This window comes from Paenibacillus hamazuiensis, assembly GCF_023276405.1.
GTDB classification, from domain to species: Bacteria; Bacillota; Bacilli; order Paenibacillales; family NBRC-103111; genus Paenibacillus_AF; species Paenibacillus_AF hamazuiensis.
Map to the genome: position 1 here is coordinate 8,467,877 of NZ_JALRMO010000001.1, position 16,399 is coordinate 8,484,275.

Below are 16,399 nucleotides of genomic sequence, written 5' to 3' on the forward strand. Positions count from 1 at the left end.
CGGTAAAACAAATGAGAGTCAAAATCGCTTTAGTGTGCATGTTCCTCATCATTGCGTCGGGGGCACCATTTTTCATAAAGGTGAACGCGGATGCCCCCGCCGTTTACAATGCGGAGGAAATCTACGAGCGCTCCGAAGCATCGGTATTTTATATCCGGGCGCTGAACGGCGACGATTCGCTTAAAGCCGCCGGTTCCGGGGTGGTCATCTCGCCGGACGGCATAGCGGCAACGGCTTACCACGTCATTGCCGATGCGGAGCGGATCGAGGCCATTTTTAACGACGGGCGGACGGTTTCTCCGGTCGAGGTGCTCGGGGTTAACGAAGCGACGGATGCGGCGGTGCTGAAGCTGCCCGCCCGATCGGAAGCGGATCAAACGTATCGCGCGCTTCCGATCCGGGAAACAGACGTGAAGCATGGGGAAAAAGTGTTTGCCATCGGGTACCCGATGAAAGATGTGCCTATCATATCGGAGGGGATCGTCAATTCTCCGAAAGCGGAGATCAACGGGCGGGATCGCATTTTGACATCCGCCCAGATCGTAAGCGGCATGTCCGGAGGACCGCTGATCGACCGCTTCGGTCATTTGGCGGGAATCATATCGGGATCTTTGCGGACCATGAATAACGTCCATCTGGTTATCGGCATCGGCGATATTCAGAGCCTGGTGCTGCAGCAGGCGAAGTAGCTTTGCCGAAGCTTAGGGCTTGGCGGCAATGAGAGGGTTGTTCCAAGGGTGGAACCTTGGGGTAGCCCTCTTCTTTTTTTCTCTCTAAGCGACTATGCATAGAATTACCCTTTTTTTACAAAAATACGAAGCAGCGGCATCCGCCGAATAGACGACTGGGGGTCAAAACTGCCATGTATCGATTGTATACGCATAACGATCTGGATGGGGTAGGATGCGGCATCGTAGCGAAATACGCGTTTGGGGACAAAGCGGAGGTGCGGTACAACTCCGTCGAAGGCTTGAACGTGCAGGTGCAGCGGTTTTTGGAACGGGCCAAGGAGAAGGGCGGGAAACACGACTTCCTGTTTATTACCGACTTGTCGGTGAACGAAGATAACGCCAAAGGTCTTACTGCTTACACGGAAGGTGGGGGGAAGGCGAAGCTGCTTGACCACCACAAGTCGGCGCTGCACTTAAACGAACATAACTGGGCTTCCGTGCAGGTGAAATACGAGGACGGACGTCTCGCTTCGGCGACATCGCTGTTTTACGAATATTTGCTGCAAAACGGCCTCATCGCCGCTACCCCTGCGCTGAATGAATTCGTCGAGCTCGTCCGCTTGTACGATACGTGGGAATGGGAGCAGCGGGACGAGTCCCGGGCGAAGCGGCTGAACGATCTGTTTTACATGGTGTCGATCGACGAATTCGAGGAGAAGATGACGGAACGTCTGCTGCACAGCGAGCACTTCGCCTTCGACGAGTTCGAGGAGAAAATTCTCGATATGGAGGAGGAGAAGATCGAGCGGTATGTGCGCCGGAAAAAAAGGGAGATCGTGCAGACGTACATCGCCGATCTGTGCGTCGGAATCGTTCACGCCGAATCGTATCATTCGGAGCTGGGCAGCGAGCTGGGCAAGGAAAACCCGCATCTCGATTATATCGCGATACTTAACGTGGGCGGGAAAAAAGTCAGCCTGCGCACGATCCACGACCATATCGATGTGTCCGAAATCGCGGGGAGCTTCGGCGGGGGCGGCCATGCGAAAGCATCGGGATGCGCAATGACGGACGAAGTATACCGGCTGTACGTCGACAAACCGTTCCAGCTCGAGCCGATGCGGGCGGACGCTTTTAAAAACATATATAATTTGAAAAACTCCCCGTTCGGCTCCCTGTACGAGAACCGCAAGGACGAGAAGCTGTTCGTGTTTCAAGGGGACGAAGGCTGGTTCATCGATCTGAACGGAGAAGTGTTGGACGAGCCGTACCCCTCCTTCGAGGAGGCCGAGCGTACCGTGAAACGCGAATACGGCGCATGGCTGGTCAAGGATGATGTGTACGTGCGTTTTCTGATGGAGCAGCATGCCGGCAGGCGCACGAAGCGGGACGTACAGGAGCCGGCGAATAAACGTCATTTGAAGCGGGGATATGAAATTATTCCAATCGGACATAAAAAAATCCCTAATCACGGTGGGCATGAGCATGTTATGATAGAGCAAGCATGTGATCAAGCCCAAGCGGAAGGGAGTTTTGACGGATGATGAACATCGATTTAAGCGGAAAAATTGCACTCGTGACAGGAGCGAGCGGGGGGATCGGCCGCGCCATCGCGATAGATCTTGCGGCCTGCGGCGCCGACGTTGCGGTCAACTACTTGAGCAACCAGGAAGGCGCGGAGGAAACCGCGGCGCGCATTCGCGAGCTTGGACGCAAGGCGGTTATCGTTAAAGCGGACGTTACGAAAGAGGACGAAATCGCTGCGATGGTAGCGCAGACGGAGGAAGCCCTTGGCGGCACCGTCGACATTCTCGTCAACAACGCCGGCCATATGATCGAACGCCGGACGGTGGAAGCAATGACCGCAGACTTGTACAACCGGGTTATGGACGTCAATGTGTTCTCCACCGTTTTTGTCAGCAAAGCGGTGATCCCGGGCATGAAAGCGAAAGGCTCCGGCGTCATCATCAACATGAGCTCGCTGGCCGCTCACAACGGCGGGGCGAACGGCGCATCCGTTTATGCCGCGTCCAAAGGGGCGGTGCTCAGCCTCTCCAAAGGCCTCGCCAAGGAGCTTGCTCCACATGGCATCCGGGTGAACGTCGTCTCTCCGGGATTCATCGAAGAGACGAAATTCCACTCGACGCTGACTTCCGAGGAGGCGCGCAAGGCGACGATCGCCGGCATTCCGGTCGGACGCGGCGGCGTGCCGCAGGACGTCAGCGCGGCGGTGGTATACCTGGCTTCGCCGCTCAGCTCGTTCCTGACCGGAGAGACGATCGAAATCAACGGCGGCGCGTTTATGAAATAATGCGGGTAAAAAGGCCTTCGAACCGGAAACGGCGAAGGCCTTTTTTTGTCGTGACAGAAAAATCATGTAAATCTGTTCATAAAGTGTAACGGTTGTGATAGAGCTTATTTGGCTGAAAATGCTCATTTTCAAATTATAACGGTTGCCAGTGAGCTTATTTCAAAGATTATCCGATAAGAGATCATCCTATTGCCCAAATAACCTCAGTCAGAACCGTTAGAATTGTAAACTCAGCAAAATCCTTGCAATAACCTCCGTGGCGACCGTTAGAGTTTTATCACATTCGGCCCAAATGCGGGCGCTTTACCCTTTCACCGCGCCGGCGGTAACCCCCTTCGTAATCTGCTCGTTAAACAGCGCGTAGATGACGATCGCCGGGACCGACGTCAGCACCATAACGGCGAACTGCGAGCCGTAATCGGAGGAGTACTGCCCGACGAAGTTCATCACCGAAAACGGCAGCGTTTTTAACGAATCTTTGGTGAGGAAGGTCGAAGCCATAATGAATTCGTTCCAGCAGTTCAGGAACGTCGTCACCGCAATCGTGACGAGCGCAGGCGCCGTCAGCGGCATGATGATCTGGAACACGATGCGGTAAATGCTGCAGCCGTCGATGACGGCCGACTCCTCGACCTCTTTCGGAATGCTGCGCAGAAATCCGGACAAAATAAACGTTCCGAGCGGAACGGAGACCGCCGTATAAGGAAGAATCAGGCCGAGGTAGGAATCGGTAAGACGGATCGTCTTGAAAATGGCGAAGTTCGGCAGCAGCGTGGCGTGAATCGGGATCATGATGCCGAGCAAAATGACGGCAAAGAAAAATCCTCTAAGCCTCCACTGCATGCGGGTAAACGCATAACCGAGAGACAGCGAAAAAAACACGGTGAGCGCAATCGTGACGGCGGATACGAGCACGCTGTTGAACAAGTATTTGGGAAATTTCCCGTCCACCCAGGCGTTCACATAGTTCCTCCACTCCGGGGCATCGGGCCATTTTAAAATGCCGGACGAAAAGAAATCGTTGCTGTTTACAAAGGAAAAATCGATCAGCCAGATGAGCGGAAACAGCTGGCCGAAAGCGACGATCAGAAAGACGATCCAGGTGATCGTTTTTTGTCTCTTTTTCATGCGCGTCACCTCCTAATACTCTGCCGCATCGCTGCGGATCAGTCTGTTGCTCAAATATGTGGCGAGCAGGCAGACGGCGATGAACAGGATGGAGATGGCGTTGGCGTAGCCGTACTCGCTCGCCGAGAACGCCTTGTTGTACAAATAAACGGCGAGAAATTGAGTTGCGTCACCGGGACCGCCGTTTGTGGTCAAAAACACCGTTTCCATCTGCTTCAGCGCCGTAATCATCGCGAGTGTCACCTGCACTGCGATGACCGGGGACAATAGCGGCACGGTGATCCGCAGGTGCATCTTCAAGCCGGAAGCGCCGTCCAGCTGCGCCGCTTCGTACAGATCGTCGGGAATGCCTTTGATGCCGGCATAATAAAACAGAAGCCCCCATCCGAAGCCGGACCAGATCAGGATGAACAGCAATGAGACGAGCGCGGTGCTCGTATCGCCGAGCCAGGCGTGCTTCCACGCGCCGAGCCCCGCCATATCGAGCAGCTTGTTCAAGATGCCGAACGACGGGTCGAGAATCGTCAGCCACATTTTCGAAATGACGACTACGGAAATGACGCACGGGACGAAAAAGACCGTTCGGAAAAACTTCTCGGCTTTCCCGCCGAGTCTGTCCAGCAAAACGGCGAACAGGATGCAGACCGGATGCTGCAAAACGACATAACCGATCCCGAGCAGCACGGCGTTGAGCAGCGATTTCCAGAAGCGCGCGTCGTGAAAAAGCAGCTCCTTGAAGTTTTGCAGGCCGACCATACGGATTGGCGTGCCCGGTCCGAGCGTATCGGTGAGCGAATAAAACGCGCTGAGCACAATCGGCGCGAGAAACGTAAGCACGAACAACAAGACGCCGGGAAAGACGAATACAAAGACGGCCAGCTTGTTGCTTAACACCTTTTGCATGATTTTCCACTCCAATCCTGTCGAACATAATAAGGACAGGATGTTTCCCTGTCCTTATCGTGTTTTTTGATATGACACTGGCGTAAACGACGGTCGTAGAGCGTGCCCGGTGCAGTTTTTCCGCGATAGCCGAAAAACGTACCGGGCAACCGCGGGTCAGAGGCACTCACCCTCTTTCAACGTCACCGCTCCCAAAGTGAAGCGTGCCAGCATAGGAATTATTGCTTAACAGCAATAATTCCATGCCGGGCAGACGCGACCTGGCAGCGAGCTGAATCTCCCGGCGATCAGCCCCCCCCCCACGAGCGCCCCCTCCCGGCGGGCGAGTCCAGGTACCCGGGGCCCAATGCTAGGATCATAGCGGAACTACGGTGCGCTATATCGGTCAATTTCGGACATTTTTGAAAATTAGCGGAACTCAGGTGATCTATTTGCCTGTTCGGCCGGTACAAACGCCATTTTCCACCGATTTAGCGCATCTCAGTTCCTCTATTTTTCCGAAGTGCCTATTTTTCCGAGGATAGCGAACGTAAGTTCCGCTATTTTTAATAAGCAGCTTATTTTAGTAACCCGGTCTGTCAGGTCCGGGACCACGATCTATGCGAATTCGTTAAATGCTTTAACCTGGCAGCATTGCCCGGGCACCTCGGGAGCTTTGCGGAGCAAAGCTGGCTGCGGAAGCGAGGCCCTCCCAGGAGTAGGGATTACGAGGGGGAGGACCAGGGGGACCGGGGGCCCCCATTACTTCTTCTGCTTCGCCGCGGCGGCCTGCAGATCGGCTACGAGCTGCTCCGGCGTGGACGTTCCGGCGAAAAACTTGCCGAACGCGTTTTGCGAATCGTCCTTGAAGCCCGGTGTGCCGTAGTCGATAAACGAAGCGCCCGGCGTGGAAGTGGCGTTTACGAGAATGTCCGTCAGCTGCTTCTGCACTTCGCTTTCCTTGCCGGTCAGCGCATATTTTTGTGCGGGCACGGCAGCCCCGGTATCCCAGGCCGCTTTGGCCCATTGATTCGCGCTCATCAGGTAATCGAAAAACTTCTTCGCTTCCTCCGGATGCTTGGAGGAAGCCGGCAGCGCGTAGCCGCCGCCGTTCCAGGCGAGCAGGTCGCTGTCCTTGCCTTTGCCGCCTTCGACGGTAGGGAACTTCATCACGCCGAGGTTACTGCGGAACGCTTCCGGCAGCTTGTCGTTCGTCGCCATGCCCGCTTCCCAGGAGCCCATGTACCACATCGCGGCTTTCCCTTGGGTGAACAGGTTTTGCGAAGCGCCGTAATCCGCCGCCATGTACGCGTCCTGGAACATTTTCACATCCATCAGCTGCTTCATCAGCTTCGCGGCTTGCAGGAAGCTGTCGTCCTGCGGAAACTGCTTCTTCTGATCGACGGCGTCGAGAATGGCCAGAGGATCGCCGCTTACCCGCTGCGCGATATTTTGGAACAACAGGCCGAAGCTCCACAGCTCCTTGCCGTTGGTGGACATCGGCACGATGCCTTTGGCGCGGAACGCTTTGGCCGCGTCGAGCAGCTCGTTATAGGTCGACGGCACCTTAACCCCGTTATCGGCAAACAGCTTTTTGTTGTAATAGATGACCTCGTAGTCGCTGTTCCGCGGCAGGCCGTACAGCTTTCCGCCGAACGTAAACGATTTGAACACGCCGGGAAGGAAATTGTATTTATCCCCTTCGTAATCTTTCGGATTCAGCTCCTTGACGTACTTCGCCTGAACGAGGGTGTTCAGATCGGCGCCGCCGTGCACCATCGTGATGTCGATCGGCTCGTTGGACGCCATATATGCTTTGAGCTTGTTTTTAAACGGTTCGTCCGCCAAAGCTTCGACTTCGATTTTGACGTTCGGATTTTCCTTCATGTAGCTGTCGATGACGATCTGCTCGGCGAGCCCTTGTCCGGATTTGCGGTCCGGCAGGTTGGAGAAGAAGCGGAGCGTAACGGCACTTCCTTCTTTTTTATCGGATGCCGCCGGAGCGGGTGCCGTCTGCCCACCGCTGCCTGCACTGCCGCTGCCGCCGCTATTGCCAGTGCCGCCGCCTCTGCTGCTGCATGCGGCGAGCGTGCCGATCATGGCGACGGAGGCGGTCAGAAGCGCGGCTTTTGCCAGTTTGTTTTTTTCGGTCATAGAAAGTTCCCCCATTTCAAAATATTGGATATCGTCGCAACCTGATTGGATCATAACAAAACGCGGGGAACCCGTCAGTAGAGAAAAGAAACGTAAAGTGGAAGTTTGTCGAATAACGGGCCGTATACGTTGATGCCGCGGCCAAACAAGGTTAGAATCGATGATGACGGACCATCAAGCTCAGATAAGGTAAGTGGGCGCATGAGAAAATTTTATTTGAATCTTAGCGTGAAATACAAAATATTTATTTTGTTTTATTTGCTTGTCGTTGCGCTTTCGCTGACACTCGGGTATTACTCTTACCAAACGTCGAGCAATCAAATTATCGAGAAGGTAAGCATGACCAACACCGGGGTGATCAAGGAGATCGAAAACAACATCACCGGCATGCAGCGCAATATTTCGGACTGGGTGACCGTATTCAGCCTCGCTTCCGAAGTGCAGGCCGCTCTGATCGGCGACGGCCGTACGTCCGATCGTCTGGAATCGTCGCTTTATTCGGGGCCGACCGCCTCGATGATGAACCAGATGCTGTTCACGCGCAATTTCGACTATTTGGCGCTGTACGGCAAAGGTGCCTCCCCCATATTCCAGGAGGCTACGGACGGCAGCAGCGGGGCGGTCGGTCTGCCGCAAATCGAGTCCAGCCGTTTGTACGAAGCGGCGGCGAGACTGAACGGCGCATCTTACTGGTTTCCGCTGACGGGCAGCAACAGCATGTTGATCCAGAATAACCGGAACGAGAAAATCGGCATGGCCCGGATTGTCCGCAGCATCCAGGACGGCAGCACGATCGGCTTTATTTTTATGGGCATTAACCACGAGACGATCCGGCAGCTGTATTTGAAAAACTTGTACGACGACCAGCACAGCATCATTATCCTCGATGAAAACGGAATTCCTCTGCTGCAGGCCGGCAGGGAGATTGACGTCGCGGGAGCGTCCGATCCGGCGCTCGCGACGATACTGAAGCAGAAGGACCCGGGCTCGGCCGTGGCGTCCATCGGCAAGCAGCAGATGCTCATTTCCTACAGCGGAATCAACGAGAATGGCTGGCGCATTCTGTACGTCGTACCGCTGGCGCTGCTCACGCAGGAGCTCAGCTCGATCAAAGTGTTTGTGATCGCGATGATTTTGGCCTGCCTGCTGCTGAGCGTGCCGCTGATGATGATCCTGACGTCGATTTTGACCGCTCCTCTCAAAACGCTGCTCGCTTCCATGAAAAGGTTCCAGAACGGCCATTTCGACGAGCGGGTGGAAATCAAATACCGGGATGAAATCGGCGAGCTCAGCCGCGGCTACAACAGCATGGTCAAAAACATCAAAGACCTGGTGAACGACGTGTACGTGCTTCAGCTAAGGGAGAAGGAAGCGGAACTCAAGGCGCTGCAATCGCAAATCAATCCGCATTTTCTGTACAATACGCTGGATACGATTTTTTGGGAGGCCGAGGCGGCGGGGCAAAGCCGGATCAGCGAAATGATCGTCAATCTGTCGCGGCTCTTCCGCCTCAGCCTCAATCGCGGCAAGAGCTTTACGAATGTGGGCAAAGAAAAAGAGATGCTCGGGCTGTATTTGTCGCTCCAAAAAATGCGGTTCAAAGATTTGCTGCAGTACCGGATCGACATACCGGACGAGATGGGTGGTTTTGTCATGATGAAGCTGGTGCTGCAGCCGTTTGTGGAAAATGCGCTCGTTCACGGAATCGAAAGGAAACGCGGAGGCGGGAGCGTCACGGTCACCGGCGCTCTGGAAGGGAACTCGCTGCATTTTGTCATCGAAGATACCGGGGCCGGCATGGACGAAATGGCGGTGAAGCGCATTTTGGAGCCCGAGACTGACGGCGATATCAATACGTCCCGGGAAACGGGCGGCTACGCCATCCGGAACGTGAACGCCAGACTGCGCCATTATTACAAGGACAACTATGAAATTCGCTATGACAGCAAACCCGGGCAGGGGACGAGAGTGGAGCTGACGCTCCCCGCCATTCCCGATACCCAGGAGGGATAACGAACATGATCCAATTGATGATCGTCGACGATGAGGAGCGGGCGCGCGCCGGCATTCGCACGTTGATCGATTGGGGCAAGCACGGGATATCCATCGCCGCCGAGGCGCGGGACGGCGTCGAAGCGCTCGAGCTGCTGCAGCGGCACAAGGTGGACATCCTGCTGACCGACATCCGCATGCCGGAGATGGACGGGCTCGCCTTGATCGAGCGTGCCGCCCGGCAGTACCCGCATATAAAAAGCGTCATTATGAGCGGATACGACGAATTTGCCTATGCGAAGAAAGCGATGGCTCTCGGAGCGAGCGACTACCTGCTCAAGCCGAGCCGGACCCAGGAGATTTTGGATACGATCCTGAAGCTGGCCGCCGTGATTGAAAATGAGAGGAATCAGGAGAAAACGCTGGAGCAGCTGAAGGCGGGATTCAGAGAAAGCTTTCCGCTGCTGAAGGAGAAGACGTTAAGCCGGCTCGTGATGACGGATAACCCGCCGTATGACCGCCTGCTGTCCAATCTTCGGATCAACGGCCTGGAGTTTCCGTTTATGTTTTTCGGCGCGATGGTGCTGCAAATCGATCATTTCCACGGCCTGCTGCAAACATACAGCCACGAAGACATCGAGCTGTACAAATACGGCTTGAAAAACATAGCGGAGGAAACGATGTCCGCCGGCTTCCGCTGCGCCGCCTTCGAGCAGCAGGATGACGTCGTGGTTATCGTCAATGCCGGGGAATGGATCGGGACGGAGGCGCTCATCCCATACGCGGAGGCGATTCAAAGAAACATCCGGCAGTATTTGAAGTTCACCGTTTCGATCGGCATCGGAAGCTTCGAGGCGTCCATCTCCCATCTGAGAGCTTCTTACCGGGAAGCGGTCAAGGCGCTCAACGCCCGTTACTACATCGGCTCCGCCAAAATCGTCGATTATACGGAGTCGGTCGATGACGATCCGGACCAGTCGTCGTATCCGCTGGTGCAGGAGAAAGCGATTTTGCAGGCCGTCGTCCAGGGAGACCGCGATGCGATACTCGGCCGGTTAGAGGAATTTCACGATGCGCTGAAGCCGGACAGCAGCTCCAAAGAGCATATTTTAAAATCGACGGTCGCCCTCGTTTTTACGTTGTACCGGTTTTGCGTGGAAAAAAACTTGAACACGAGCTCCGTGTTCGGGCACGATTTGACGGGGCTGGCCGCTGTATTGTCGCAATCCAGCCTGGAGTATATCCGCAGCCTGCTGGCCGGCACGGTGCTTGAGATCTCCGCGGAGCTGAACGCGAAGAAAAACCGCAACAAGCTGTTCCAGACGGCGCTCGAATATATCGGGCGAAACTTCCATAAAGATATAAGCCGGGAGACGGTCGCGCGCGAGGTGTTCATTACGCCGGGGTATTTGAGCCTGCTGTTCAAGCAGGAGATGAAAACGAGTTTCCTCGATTATTTGCACCAGATTCGGATCGAACGCGCCTGCGAACGTCTCCGCGACCGCAGCTTGAAGCTGAGCGACATCGCTCATGACGTAGGGTATACCGACGAGAAATATTTTTTTCAAGTGTTCAAAAAGTACACCGGCATGACGCCAAGCCAATACAGGAACAATCTTGGCGATGCGTGACGGGCTACATGTCCAAGCCGGCAAGCGTCTGTAAAAATAGCGGAACTCACGTTCACTATTCCCCGAAAAATAGCTGCACCGGAAAAATAGAGGAACTGAGATGCGCTAAAACGGTTGAAAACGGCATTTGTACCGGACGAACAGGCAAATAGAGCACCTGGGTTCCGCTAATTCTCAAAAATATCCGAAACGGACCGATTTAGCGCACCATAATTCCTCTATGGTCCCGTTTAACCGACAATATTGCGCCCCATGCTTCCGAAGCCTGGGTGCCCCCAGCGGGAGGAATGGCCGATTCAATGATGCTTGAAATGGATTTGCTTCATGATGCCGAGCAGCAAACGAATGCTTGCTTCCATCTGCTCCATCTGCTGTCCGGGGACGTGCTCCAAAATTTGCGCGCAGTTTTCAACCATTTTCCGATGACTTTGCTGCAGAACGGTCCGCCCTTTTTCCGAAAGCCGGATCAGCACTTCTCTGCGGTTTTCGGGATTGAGACTGCGGTCGACGAGCCCGTTTTTCACAAGCGGGTCGAGCGTTCGGGTCAGCGTGGAGGGCTCTACGCCCAAACGGCCCGCCAAATCGCCGTTTCTGAAAACTTGGGTGCCGATCTCCATAACAATATGCACTTGTCTGGGGGTAAGCCCCTCAATAAATGATTTGTCGGAACCGCCTAACAAAGTCGACTTGATTAATATTTCATTGATCAATTCAGCCAATATTTCCGGATTCATGCGTTCACCCGAGCTTTTGAAAAATTCGTAAGCGTATATCAAAGTATAACAAAGTATGTCCCAAAACGATAGAGATGCTTCGGACCGGTTCGATCGAGTTGACAGCCGCGTGAAAACGAATATAATTGTATTTATACAACAGTTGCAATTTTGAATATATCTGGCTGACTAATGGTAACGGACTTCAGCGCCATTATAATGAGAAAATCATCCGTTTGCGCGTATTTCGGTTAAGAGCGTCCCCCGGTTCGTTAGCCATATTAATAGAAATGCCGGATTGTTCTACTGCTATCCAGAGATCTTGAAAAAAATGCCAGCGTATGCTACGATGTGAGAAAAATGACTGACGAGTCAGTCACTAACCTAAAAATGACTGATTGATCAGTCAGATCGAGAATTCGGAGGGTTCATGGATGGGAGAAGAGAAACGGGACAGATTGATTGCGGCTGCCTTAAAGCTGCTGGAGGTGCAGGGCTACCACAACACGAAGGTATCGGATATCGTGCAGGAGGCCGGTGTCGCGCAAGGGACGTTTTATCTTTATTTTAAAAGCAAAGAAGACCTGTTCCGCAGCATTGCCGAGTCGTGCCTCGGTGAGATCGTCTCGATGCTCGAGCGGGAAGACGCCGATCCGTGCGAAGATGACGGTATGTACCGGATGATCACCGACATCCTCAAGGTATATGCCCACAACCGCTCGATTATTCGCATCATTTCCAAGCACGGCAACGCTTCGAACGAGCTTCACGACATCATGGACCATTTTTATTTCAGGCTGATGACGTCGATCAAGAACAAGCTGATCCGCTTTAACGTATACCCGGACTTTACCGACGAGGAACTGGAGATCGCGGCATATGCGAAAATCGGCAAGGTCGAGGCGGTAGCTTACCAATGGTTTATCATCAAGGACAGAGGGCTGGATGAAGTGGATAAAATCGCCCGCGTCATCGTTGATTTGCAGCCGGATTGCCTTCCGCCGAAAGGAGGGGAATCGCCGTGATCGCGAAACTCATACATCGGCGCAAGGTGACGCTGCTGTTTTTCGTCATGGCGATTTTGCTCGGAGCGCTCAACATCGTGACGCTGAAACAGCGGGAAAATCCGGAAATCGACCTGACCGTCGCTTTGGTTACGACCGTATATCCAGGCGCTTCGCCGGAAAAGGTCGAGCAGTTCGTAACCCGGCCGCTGGAGGAAAAGATTAAAGAGATGAGCGAAATCAGCGTGCTCAGCTCGACCTCGGCGGCGAACGTATCGGCGATCAACGTGGAGATCAAGCCGGACGTCGACATCAAGCGGGCGTGGGATACGCTCAGGCAGAAGGTGCAGGCGGCGGAAAGCGAGCTGCCGGACGACGCCCGCAAGCCGGTCGTCAACGACGATTTGGGGAAAATCGCCGAGCAGATTTTGCATTTTTCCGTGGAGACGCCCGGCGAGCTCGAGGCGCTTCGTCCGACGATGGAGATATGGAAAAAGCAGCTCGCCACCATTTCCGGCGTCAGCAACGTCGACATCGTCGGGCTGCCCGACCAGGAAATCGCCGTCACGCTCGATACGGAGAAGCTGGACACCCTTCATCTGCCATGGACGGTCGTCGCTCAGGCGCTGACGAACAAACATGACCGCGTGCCTCTCGGCACCGTCGACAAGGGAGCGAAATCGTACTTTGTCGATATGCCGAGCGAATGGAAGACGCCGGAGGAGATTGCTGGCACGGACATCGTCGGACTGCCGAACGGCATGCGACTGAAGATCGGCGATGTGGCGGACGTGAAGCTGAAGCCGGAGAAACGCGAAGTCAGCATTTTACATAACGGCAAGCCGACTGTCGACCTTGTCATCAACGCGGAGAAAGGCGCCGATATTCCGGAGCTGCAGCGGAGAATCGACGAGAAGGTCGGCGCGCTGAAAAGCCAGCTGCCGGCCGGCGTCACGATGTCATCGCTGTTCACGCAAAAGGAAAGCCTCGACCATCTGTTCAGCGATTTGGGCCGGGAGCTCTTTATCGGGATTGCCGTCGTCATCGTCGTCTGCTCGCTCGGGCTCACCTTCGGCACGTCGCTGATTGTCGCGCTGGCCATTCCGATTTCGATTACGGTCGGCTTCATCCCGGTCGCCTGGTTCGGCATCGACCTGAACCAGATTACGATCGTGGCGATCGTGATTGTGCTCGGCATTCTCGTCGACGACGCGATTGTCGTCAACGACAACATCCAGCGCCGCCTGCAGCTCGGCGATTCGCCGCAAACCGCGGCGCTCGAGGGCAGCAAAGATGTCGCCGTCTCGATTTTGACGGCGACGATATCGACGGCGGCGGCGTTTTTACCGCTCTTCTTCCTGAAGGGCAACATCGGCAGCTTCATCAGGCCGATCCCGGTCGTCATCACGCTCACGTTGGCCGCATCGATGGCGATGTCGCTGACGATCATTCCGATTTTCCGCCAGTGGGTGTCGGAGCGGCAGATGCGGCGAAAGATCAAGGCGGCCGGGACCGCTACGGAAAGCGCAGCGGGAGGGCGAGGCGCAGCCGGGGAGCGCCCGGCGCCCCGTACGGAAGCGCCCGCGCCGGGACTGCTCGGCCGGCCGATCCATCGGCTAAGCGAATTTTACAGCCGGCAAATTTACGGCTTCCTGCGCCGGCCGCTGCTCACCGCAATGGTCGCGCTGCTCGTCGGCACGAGCGCCTTCGGCCTGCTGCCGAAGCTCGGCGTGCAGTATTTTCCGCCCGCCGAGAAAGACGAGATGCTGATCGATTTCGAGCTGCCGACCGGGCGCGTATTCGCCGAGACCGAATACACGCTGGGCAAGGCCGCAGACTGGATGAGGCAGCAGCCGGGCGTGCTGTTCGTGTCGGCATATTCGGGCCGCACCACCCCGCGGTTTTATTACTCCGAGGACAACCGAACGGGAGTGAACATCGGGCAGCTGTTCGTCAAGATTGACCCGAAGGTCATTCACACGAAGGAAGTAGTGGCGCCGTGGCGCGGACATCTGAAGGCGATGTTCCCGGACGATGTGAAAATTACGCCCCGCGAGCTGGAGCAGGGCCCGCCGGTCGGCGCTCCGATCGCCGTGCGCATCGGCGGCGCGGAGCTTCCGCAGCTGCGTAAAATTTCGCAGGACATTCAGGATATGCTCGCCGGAATCCAGGGGACGATCAGCATTTCCGACGATGTCGGCAAAGATTTGAGCACGATCGAGGTCATTCCCGATGCCGGGAAGCTGAATTTGTTCGGAGTCAGCGAAAAGGATTTGTCGACCACCGTACGGATCGCTACGGAAGGTCTCGACATCACGAAATATCAAAAAGGCGAAGATGAAGTCGACGTGACGCTTTACGCCAAAGAAACGAAAAGCGATCCGCTGGAGACGATCCGCCGCATGCACGTCCCTGCTCTTCAGGGTGGTACGGTGGAGGTGCGGCAGCTCGGCGAGACGACGGCATCCGGCATGATCAAGTCGATTCAGCACCGCAATCAAACCCGCACGATCACCGTGCGCAGCTTTACGGACGGCAGGCTGCCGGACGATGTGGTCGGCGAGCTGAAGAAGCAAATGGAGAGCTACGCTATGCCCCCGGGCTACACCGTCGAGTTCGGCGGGGAAAACGAGGAGCGCAACGACGCTTTTGCCGCCATCGGCCAGCTGTCGATCGTCGTCATCATTTTGATCTACATCGTTATGGTCATGCAGTTTTATTCGCTGTCGCTTCCGCTGCTCATCCTGTCGACGGTCTATTTGGCGGCGGGCGGCGCTATTATCGGCTTGTTTATCACCGGCGCGCCGATCGGCTTCATGGCATTGATGGGTCTGGTCAGCTTATCGGGAATCGTCGTGCGCAACGGGATTATTCTGATCGAATTCATCGAACAGGCGAGAGAGCGCGGGCTCGAGCTGTACGAGGCGGTGGCGGAAGCGGGGAAAGCGCGGCTTCGGCCGATCCTGCTCACCATGGCGACAGCGATCGGCGGACTGCTGCCTATGACGATTATGGGCGGCAACCTGTGGAGACCGATGGGGACGACGATCATCTCCGGCCTGCTTTATTCGACGATGCTGACGCTCATCGTCGTCCCGTCGCTGTATGTCATCGTCGCCAAGTGGCGCGACCGCAGAGCGGCACGGCGCGGTGTCTCTTTGTATCATCCGGCGGCCCACGCTCCGACTCATGCCCCGGCCCATGCTTCAGCACATGTTTCGGCCCATGCCGGACCCGGGCAGAGCATGTAATCCGCTTGAAAGCGTTCGTCCCCTCCAGGAGCGGCGCTTTCTTTTCCTTTTGGAGTCATCAAATCCGGGGGTTTGCCCATATAATAAAAAATCACGGAATGGAGGCGGGTGACAACCGTTGCCGTCGGTTATAAACATTTTTTACATGAAAATCAACAGTATTGCCAGTAACGGATCCGTCAATATCGGGGAGTCCCTGCACAACAGCCCAACGGCGAATACGAAATCGCAGGGCTTGAACGCGTCCTACGGAGATACAGCTCCACCTCAGGCGAATATGAAAAACATTTACATCGACCCGGATGTGAATGATATGGGCGAAGTTGCCAGCAAAGATACTGCCATTAGCTCGCAGATATGATCGATTGCAGCGGGAATTGCTGAAAGGGGGCATTTAGATGCCTTACCAATTTAATATTTTCAATTTTAAAGTCAACACCGTTTCGGCGAACGGCAATGTCACTTTCGGAGCGGGTCTGCAAAACAGCCATACGGCAAACGCCAAATTGATAGGAGTCAACCAGTCGTTTGGCGACATCGCCCCTGCAAGCGCGGTTTTGTTTAACAATACAATTGACCCGGATGTCAGCGATCAGGATCAAATCGCCAACCCGTCCGCACCCGTTGCCAACCAAATTTAATGGATAAGGGGATGCTGCCGC

Annotated in this window: 13 protein-coding genes; 9 read left to right on the forward strand and 4 right to left on the reverse strand. The window is 55.2% G+C overall.

From position 1 onward, the window contains the following. Positions 1–11: 11 nt before the first annotated feature. The 3 genes from MYS68_RS37080 to MYS68_RS37090 all read left to right on the forward strand — a co-directional run bounded on the left by MYS68_RS37080 (position 12) and on the right by MYS68_RS37090 (position 2,982). The gene (locus tag MYS68_RS37080) at positions 12–689 is read left to right on the forward strand and encodes a S1 family peptidase (RefSeq protein ID WP_248930535.1); all 678 of its coding nucleotides are present in this window, start codon (positions 12–14) and stop codon (positions 687–689) included. A 173-nt stretch (positions 690–862) separates the two neighbouring features. Continuing rightward, a complete protein-coding gene (locus MYS68_RS37085; protein WP_275983650.1) occupies positions 863–2,215 on the forward strand; it encodes a DHH family phosphoesterase in 1,353 nt (450 codons plus the stop codon). Next, entirely contained in the window at positions 2,215–2,982 is a 768-nt protein-coding gene (locus tag MYS68_RS37090; protein ID WP_248931146.1) for an SDR family NAD(P)-dependent oxidoreductase, read from the forward strand. Before MYS68_RS37085 ends, MYS68_RS37090 begins: the two co-directional genes overlap by 1 nt. 303 nt (positions 2,983–3,285) lie before the next feature. Here the strand turns inward: MYS68_RS37090 and MYS68_RS37095 are convergent, their stop codons facing one another. The 3 genes from MYS68_RS37095 to MYS68_RS37105 all read right to left on the reverse strand — a co-directional run bounded on the left by MYS68_RS37095 (position 3,286) and on the right by MYS68_RS37105 (position 7,146). Continuing rightward, positions 3,286–4,110 carry a carbohydrate ABC transporter permease gene (locus tag MYS68_RS37095; protein WP_248930536.1) on the reverse strand — a complete coding sequence of 275 codons (825 nt, stop codon included), beginning with the start codon at positions 4,108–4,110 and terminating at the stop codon, positions 3,286–3,288. Positions 4,111–4,122: 12 nt separating this feature from the next. Continuing rightward, the gene (locus MYS68_RS37100; protein ID WP_248930537.1) at positions 4,123–5,013 is read right to left on the reverse strand and encodes a carbohydrate ABC transporter permease; all 891 of its coding nucleotides are present in this window, start codon (positions 5,011–5,013) and stop codon (positions 4,123–4,125) included. A gap of 741 nt (positions 5,014–5,754) precedes the next feature. Continuing rightward, on the reverse strand, positions 5,755–7,146 hold the full coding sequence (locus tag MYS68_RS37105) for an extracellular solute-binding protein (RefSeq protein WP_248930538.1): 1,392 nt from the start codon (positions 7,144–7,146) through the stop codon (positions 5,755–5,757). Positions 7,147–7,347: 201 nt separating this feature from the next. Between MYS68_RS37105 and MYS68_RS37110 the strand changes: the two genes are divergently transcribed. Both MYS68_RS37110 and MYS68_RS37115 read left to right on the forward strand, forming a co-directional pair. Further along, positions 7,348–9,159 (forward strand): sensor histidine kinase, encoded by a 1,812-nt coding sequence (locus tag MYS68_RS37110; RefSeq protein WP_248930539.1) that lies wholly within the window; start codon positions 7,348–7,350, stop codon positions 9,157–9,159. A gap of 5 nt (positions 9,160–9,164) precedes the next feature. After that, on the forward strand, positions 9,165–10,769 hold the full coding sequence (locus MYS68_RS37115; RefSeq protein ID WP_248930540.1) for a response regulator: 1,605 nt from the start codon (positions 9,165–9,167) through the stop codon (positions 10,767–10,769). A 296-nt stretch (positions 10,770–11,065) separates the two neighbouring features. Here the strand turns inward: MYS68_RS37115 and MYS68_RS37120 are convergent, their stop codons facing one another. Then, complete coding sequence (locus MYS68_RS37120) at positions 11,066–11,503, reverse strand: MarR family winged helix-turn-helix transcriptional regulator (protein ID WP_248930541.1); 438 nt, start codon at positions 11,501–11,503, stop codon at positions 11,066–11,068. Positions 11,504–11,916: 413 nt separating this feature from the next. Here MYS68_RS37120 and MYS68_RS37125 point away from each other — a divergent pair, with 413 nt between their 5' ends. From MYS68_RS37125 to MYS68_RS37140, 4 genes are all read left to right on the forward strand, one after another. Further along, positions 11,917–12,507 (forward strand): TetR/AcrR family transcriptional regulator, encoded by a 591-nt coding sequence (locus MYS68_RS37125; RefSeq protein WP_248930542.1) that lies wholly within the window; start codon positions 11,917–11,919, stop codon positions 12,505–12,507. Further along, positions 12,504–15,737 (forward strand): efflux RND transporter permease subunit, encoded by a 3,234-nt coding sequence (locus MYS68_RS37130; protein ID WP_248930543.1) that lies wholly within the window; start codon positions 12,504–12,506, stop codon positions 15,735–15,737. Before MYS68_RS37125 ends, MYS68_RS37130 begins: the two co-directional genes overlap by 4 nt. A 118-nt stretch (positions 15,738–15,855) precedes the next feature. Continuing rightward, positions 15,856–16,098, forward strand: a complete 243-nt coding sequence (locus MYS68_RS37135) for a spore germination protein (RefSeq protein ID WP_248930544.1) — start codon at positions 15,856–15,858, stop codon at positions 16,096–16,098. A gap of 37 nt (positions 16,099–16,135) precedes the next feature. After that, positions 16,136–16,378, forward strand: coding sequence for a spore germination protein (locus MYS68_RS37140; protein ID WP_248930545.1), 243 nt, complete (start codon positions 16,136–16,138; stop codon positions 16,376–16,378). The last annotated feature ends 21 nt before the right edge of the window (positions 16,379–16,399 follow it).